Raw genomic sequence first — 6,264 nt, 5'->3', positions numbered from 1 at the left:
TGTAATCTTCCCTAAAAACCGGACCGTTTAAAAATATAGTTTATTAACTTAGGGATAATTATGAAACAGAGCAATTTTACAGAAGTTCAGATCGTCAAGATCTTATCAAAACAAAATCAAGGCAAAACAGTCAATGAAATTTGTCGTGAACATGGAATAAGTCAACCCACTTTTTATAAATGGAAGAGTAAATATGGCGGAATGGAAGCCCATCAATTAGCTCAATTAAAAGAACTAGAGAAGCAATTGTCCCAATATAAAAAAATTGTAGCAGAGCTTACTTTGGAAAACGTAGTTTTAAAAGATGTTATCGAAAAAAAGCTATAACGCCTTGTGAAAAACGAGAGTTGGTGTTGTATTCAAAAGAAAAACATCAGCTAAGTTCTCGCAGGGCTTGTCGTCTATTTAGCTTAAGAACATCCGTTTTTTATTATCAAAAAGTACGTAAAGATGAGGATGATAAAATACGTTTTCAATTGATAGCGCTATCCAACGAGCATCAAACTTGGGGCTTTTGGATGATGCATTATCGTTTACGAAATTTAGGCTTTACTTGGAACCATAAACGAGTTTATCGAATTTATACTTCGATGAAACTTAACCTACGTAATAAACGTAAAAAAAGACTTCCTGCAAGGATTAAAGAGCCGCTTTTACGTCCGATTTATCCAAATGTAACGTGGAGTATGGATTTCATGCATGATAGTTTAGAAAACGGAAAAAGCGTGAGAAGTTTGAATATTATAGACGATTTTAATCGAGAAATTTTGAGTATTTGTATCGACACAAGCTTACCTTCAGCTAAAGTAATTTCTGAACTTGAAAAACTAATCGAATGGCGAGGGAAACCTGAGAAAATTAGAGTAGATAATGGTCCAGAATTTATTGCTGAAAAACTAAAACTATTTTGTCAAAAAAAAGCCATTGAATTATATTATATTCAACCTGGGAAACCTACGCAAAATTCGTTGATTGAAAGATTTAATAGAACTTTTAGAACAGATTTTTTAAATGCTTATTTATTTGAAAATATCAAAGAAATGAAAAATTATACAGAAATTTGGATGTGGATGTATAACAATGAAAGACCACACAGTTCTTTACAATATCTTTCTCCTAGAAATTTTTTATTGAAATATGGTAAGGTCAAAAATCCTAATGATTTTCCTACATTTCAAATTAATCAAAATAATAATACAATAATATTAAATAAAAACTATACTTTTAAATGTTCCTAACAAGGGGAAGATTACAGGTTAAGCGAACGATTGTTATAACGAACAGGAATAATTGCGTTTGGGTGTAAAATACGCTTAAATTCGATCCAACTATTTTTTAATAAAATGACGTGTCTAATAACTGTAATTCCTCCAGATGTAGAACCTGCCGAACCTCCGATGAAGAACAAAGAGAAGAAAATAAGTGTGGTTACGGTTAACCAACTTGTGTAATCTTCCATTGCCAAAGCTGTTGTAGATGCGATAGATACAACGTGGAATAATGAACTTCTGAATGAATGTTCGAAATTAAACCACGAATAGGTTTCGACGGAATAACTAGGGTAAATATTGAAAAATAATACAACAAAAACGATAAATGTAACGACAGCAAGTAAACCAACCCACCAACGGAATTCTTCATTTTTCCATACTTTTTTGAATTGTCCTTTAATCAATAAATAAATCAATGCGAAGTTTGTTCCGCCCAAAAACATCATCACGATTAATACATATTGAATAAAAATATTGTTATTCCAATACATCAAACCTTCATTCTTAGTAGAAAAACCTGCCGTTGCAATCACACTCATCGAATGATTTGCAGCATCAAATAAATTCATTCCACCAAAATAAAGCAACATCGCAAAAAAAGCAGTTAAGCCTAAATAAACTAACCAAAGGTTTTTTGCTGTTTCTGTAATTCGAGGGTGAATTTTATCCGTATAAATTCCAGGCGCTTCTGCCATAAAAAGCTGTCGACCACCAATTCCAAGAAACGGTAAAATCGCAATCGTCAAAACGATAATCCCCATACCACCAATCCAATTGGTTGTACTTCGCCAAAATAATATACTTTTTGGGAGACTTTCTACATCATCATAAATTGATGTCCCAGTCGCTGTATAACCAGAAACGGTTTCGTAAATAATGTTGACAAAACTAAAATTTTCATTGATGATATGATCGTTTGGTAGAAATATTAACGAGGTAACATAGGGTAAACACCCCGAAAGAATCAAGAAAAGCCATCCGACACAAACCACGATATAACCTTCGCGTTTGTTGATGTGTTTTCTTCTGTCACGCGTAAAATACATCATTGCAGCTCCCGACAATCCCACTAAACTCCCCGAAACTAAAAAAGGGTAGAGTAGATGATCATTAAAATAAATGCTGACACATGTTGCAATAAACATAAAGAGCGCATTTAATAGTAATAAAACACCCGAAAGATTCAGGATTACTTTGATGTTAAGTGATTTCATTATTTAAAATATTTGGTCACTTTTGGAATTAAATTCGCTTGACTAAAAACAACGACGTGATCTTTTGGTTCGATAATGAAATCTTTTGTTGGAATAAATCCATCATTTCTGCGAACAATTCCAGCAATAATAGCACCTTCTTTAAACGGAAAATCGCTTACTTTTTTGAATGCGATTTCAGAATTTTCGTGAATACGGAATTCTAAAACTTCAGCATCTAAATCAGAAATTCCTGTTACATCCATCACAGAACCTTGTCGAATATAACGGAAAATACTATCTGCGGTTAAGAGTTTTTTATTGATAAAAGCGTTAATTCCAACTTCTTGACTAAGATGTATATAGTCGATATTTTCGACCAAAGCAATTGTTTTTTTAACGCCTTTTGATTTTGCCAAAAGACATGACATAATATTCGTTTCCGAACTTCCTGTCACAGCGATAAAAGCATCCGAATCAGAAATACCTTCTTCCAATAACAATTCTCCATCTCGACCATCACCATTGATAATCAAAATGTTATTTAAATCGTCAGCTAAATCAAAAGCTTTGTTTCGATTGATTTCTAATAACTTAACATTGAGCTTGTTATCTTTTAAAAGTTTGGCAACTTTGACACCAATACTTCCTCCTCCTAAAACAATTACATTTTTGAAATATTCTTGTTTCTTTCCAAGGATTTTATAAACTTCTAAAATTCCAGCTTTTTTGACAATAAAATAAACGTGATCATCTATTCTAAATTCAGTTTCGGCTTCGGGAATAATGGTTTGATATTCGCCACGTTCGTTGCTACGAATTATTGCAATTGGCATCAAAAGATTGTCTTCGCCACCTTTCGTCGTCAAATACATGTCTTTGTACTGCTTGTCCAAAATTTTACAATCCGCATCCAAAACAGTTCCAACCATAAAAAGTTGACCATTTGCAAAGGGATGCATCGCATTGAAAGCAGATTGTTGAACAAGAGAATAAATCTCATCAGCCGCTAATTTCTCAGGACTAATTAATGCATCAATTCCCATTCCTTGAACCCAAAATTGATTTTCTTTGTAAAGAAATTCAGGATTCGAAATTCGAGCTAATGTGCGTTTTGCCCCTAAATCTTTCGCAATCGAAGCACTTGTAAGGTTTGTGTTTTGAAGATGAGTGACCGATATAAAAATATCTGTATCATCAATTCCAACTTCTCGCAAAGCCTTGAAAGAAGTGATATCACCACGATAAGCCATTACATCTAACGAGTTTTCGATCATCAACAACTTGTCCTTGTCCATGTCCATGATGACGATGTCGTTCATTTCATTAGAAAGTAATTTAGCCAAATGAAAACCAACTTCTCCAGCACCTCCGATTAATATTTTCATGAAAGAAATTTAGGATAAAACTATTTTGACGTTTCTTTTTGTCCCATTAACATTAGGAACGATTTCAAGAATTCGTCTATATCACCGTTCATTACAGCATCCACATTACCTGTTTCAGTTCCTGTTCTGACGTCTTTTACCAATTTGTATGGATGCATCACATAATTACGAATTTGAGAACCCCATTCGATTTTCATCTTATTTGCCTCAATCTCATTACGTGCAGCCATTTTTTTCTCTAACTCAATCTTGTACAATTCAGATTTTAACATCTCCATTGCACGTTCGCGATTGGCTAACTGAGAACGTTCAACCTGACAAACAACCACAATTCCTGTAGGTTTGTGTGTTAACTGAACTTTTGTTTCAACCTTATTTACATTTTGTCCTCCAGCTCCTCCAGAACGAGACGTTTGCAATTCGATATCTGCAGGATTGATTTCAATCTCGATTGTATCATCTACAATTGGCGAAACATAAACCGAAACGAAACTTGTGTGACGTTTTGCGTTACTATCAAAAGGCGAAATACGCACCAAACGATGCACACCATTTTCTCCTTTTAGATAACCGAAAGCAAATTCGCCATCCACTTCTAATGTTACCGTTTTTACACCTGCAACATCACCCGCTTGATAGTTTAATTCTTTTACTTTATATCCATGTTTTTCGGCCCACATCAAATACATACGCATCAACATAGAAGCCCAATCACAAGATTCTGTACCTCCAGCTCCCGCAGTAATTTGAAGAATTGCACCAAGATTATCTCCTTCTTCTGAAAGCATATTCTTGAATTCTATATCTTCTAAAAGCTTGGCAACAACATTATATTGTTCCATAACTTCTTCGTCACTTACTTCACCTTCGCGGTTAAATTCTACTAAAACTTCGACATCATTTACTGCATTTGCAATTGTTTGGTATTCATCGATCCATTTCTTTTTACCACGCAAAACTTTCATAAAAGCTTCGGCTTCTTTCGGGTTGTTCCAAAATTCAGGTGAAGCAGCATGCTCTTCTTCATTTTGAACTTCGATTTCTTTTTGTTCGATTTCCAAATATTCGTGCAAATCTTGTGTACGTTTTTGGATGTCTTTTAGTAATTCGTTGTTAAACATAATTGCAAATGTATAAAAATAGGAGGTTAAGCATTAATCACTTTATCATCTTTTCCGTTCCAAGAAAGAATTTTATAAGTAAAACCTTCTTCTGTTTTAATTTCTTGGTCTTTCAGCATCAAAAAAGTATCGTCCCAATCGCCATCATCATAACTAATTACCCAGAATAATTGGTTGAACAACAATCCTTCTAAAATATACAAAAGTTCCTCCACAGAATCTACTTCGTAAGTTGTGAAAGGAAAAGAAGATTTAATCCATATCTTATCATCATCCGAAATCTGAATATAAAGATCTCCAAAAGTTGATTTGTATTCATTCTCGATATGAAATTCTAATAATTCTGTATCTTTCTTGTGAAGCCCTGTGAAATCTGGAATTGCTTCAATAATTTGATTGTATATTTTGATTGAAAAATCGTTCATCTTTCTAAAATTAGCTTGCAAAAATAAACGATATTATCTAATTCTGACACGATATTTATGTTCAATAAATCGAAAAAAGTTAAATAATTTGTATTCAAAATCATAACCATAGTCAACAGAAGGATCTAAATCTATACTTACTGCATACAAATCTGGATTATATGTCATTGGTTGCATATGTCGTTGATTCCAAATCATCACATATTGGCGATTTTTTTGTTCGTAATATTCTTTTGAATAATATTCTTTGGGTAATGCAGTTGTTTTTAAATAAATATCATATTGAGGATCAAATACAACAATATCATAATCGCCATCTTCATTCGGCTCGAATTTTAATGAATTCTCATCTTTATTCGGAACTGAATTTTGTGTGGATTGATTGGTTGTACAAGCAAAAAATAGGAGAGAAACGCTGAAGAATAAAAATAGCTTTTTCATAATTTTTTAATTTGATTAAATATATTGAAAAATAACGATATTAAGTGTTTATATCTACATTTACACTTATATTCTAATAATTTAGAATTACATGAATAGTAGTTCTGAAATATAAATGTTTATTTCATATTATTTATATATATATCTAAGAGACATTGAAAAATTATCATCATGAAATTTATTAATTTAACCCGTTGTGCATATTGATTAATAAAGAATAAAGTTGTTCATTTGATTGAAAATCAGTAAATTGTTTTAATTACAAAACATTTACAATGAACAACTTACTTGCAAATTACGATAGAATATTGGAAGTTCTTCGAAAAATATCAACAGATACATTGTTAATTTATCAACGTAGAATACCTAAACTTTTTGATTTAGAACTCATCAGTCTTGTCTTAACAGCTGAATTTAGGGTTATT

General features: G+C 32.5%; 7 protein-coding genes and 1 pseudogene. 3 read left to right on the top strand and 5 right to left on the bottom strand.

All coding sequences use genetic code 11. The features are described from left to right. Nucleotides 1-60: 60 nt before the first annotated feature. Both B4J88_RS05710 and B4J88_RS05705 read left to right on the top strand, forming a co-directional pair. Nucleotides 61-327, top strand: coding sequence for a transposase (locus B4J88_RS05710; protein WP_291066452.1), 267 nt, complete (start codon nucleotides 61-63; stop codon nucleotides 325-327). Nucleotides 328-350: 23 nt separating this feature from the next. Beyond that, nucleotides 351-1,238, top strand: a complete 888-nt coding sequence (locus B4J88_RS05705; protein ID WP_291066786.1) for an IS3 family transposase — start codon at nucleotides 351-353, stop codon at nucleotides 1,236-1,238. An 11-nt stretch (nucleotides 1,239-1,249) separates the two neighbouring features. Here B4J88_RS05705 and B4J88_RS05700 read toward each other — a convergent pair whose 3' ends face one another. From B4J88_RS05700 to B4J88_RS05680, 5 genes are read right to left on the bottom strand one after another with little or no spacing between them, the layout of a single operon-like run. Next, nucleotides 1,250-2,485 carry a TrkH family potassium uptake protein gene (locus tag B4J88_RS05700; protein WP_291066784.1) on the bottom strand — a complete coding sequence of 412 codons (1,236 nt, stop codon included), beginning with the start codon at nucleotides 2,483-2,485 and terminating at the stop codon, nucleotides 1,250-1,252. Continuing rightward, a complete protein-coding gene (gene trkA / locus B4J88_RS05695) occupies nucleotides 2,485-3,852 on the bottom strand; it encodes a Trk system potassium transporter TrkA (protein WP_291066782.1) in 1,368 nt (455 codons plus the stop codon). Before trkA ends, B4J88_RS05700 begins: the two co-directional genes overlap by 1 nt. Nucleotides 3,853-3,872: 20 nt before the next feature. Beyond that, on the bottom strand, nucleotides 3,873-4,973 hold the full coding sequence (gene prfB, locus B4J88_RS05690) for a peptide chain release factor 2 (RefSeq protein ID WP_280048939.1): 1,101 nt from the start codon (nucleotides 4,971-4,973) through the stop codon (nucleotides 3,873-3,875). A 26-nt stretch (nucleotides 4,974-4,999) separates the two neighbouring features. Beyond that, the gene (locus tag B4J88_RS05685) at nucleotides 5,000-5,398 is read right to left on the bottom strand and encodes a hypothetical protein (RefSeq protein ID WP_291066780.1); all 399 of its coding nucleotides are present in this window, start codon (nucleotides 5,396-5,398) and stop codon (nucleotides 5,000-5,002) included. 33 nt (nucleotides 5,399-5,431) lie between these two features. Beyond that, nucleotides 5,432-5,839 (bottom strand): DUF6146 family protein, encoded by a 408-nt coding sequence (locus tag B4J88_RS05680; RefSeq protein ID WP_038335835.1) that lies wholly within the window; start codon nucleotides 5,837-5,839, stop codon nucleotides 5,432-5,434. Nucleotides 5,840-6,114: 275 nt separating this feature from the next. Here B4J88_RS05680 and B4J88_RS15260 point away from each other — a divergent pair. Continuing rightward, nucleotides 6,115-6,264: pseudogene (locus tag B4J88_RS15260) on the top strand (IS982 family transposase); the annotation flags it as partial.

This window comes from Empedobacter sp. UBA5036, assembly GCF_002415215.1.
GTDB lineage: Bacteria > Bacteroidota > Bacteroidia > Flavobacteriales > Weeksellaceae > Empedobacter > Empedobacter falsenii_B.
The sequence above is the reverse complement of the archived record's forward strand: the minus strand, read 5'-3'. Positions and strand labels throughout refer to the sequence as shown.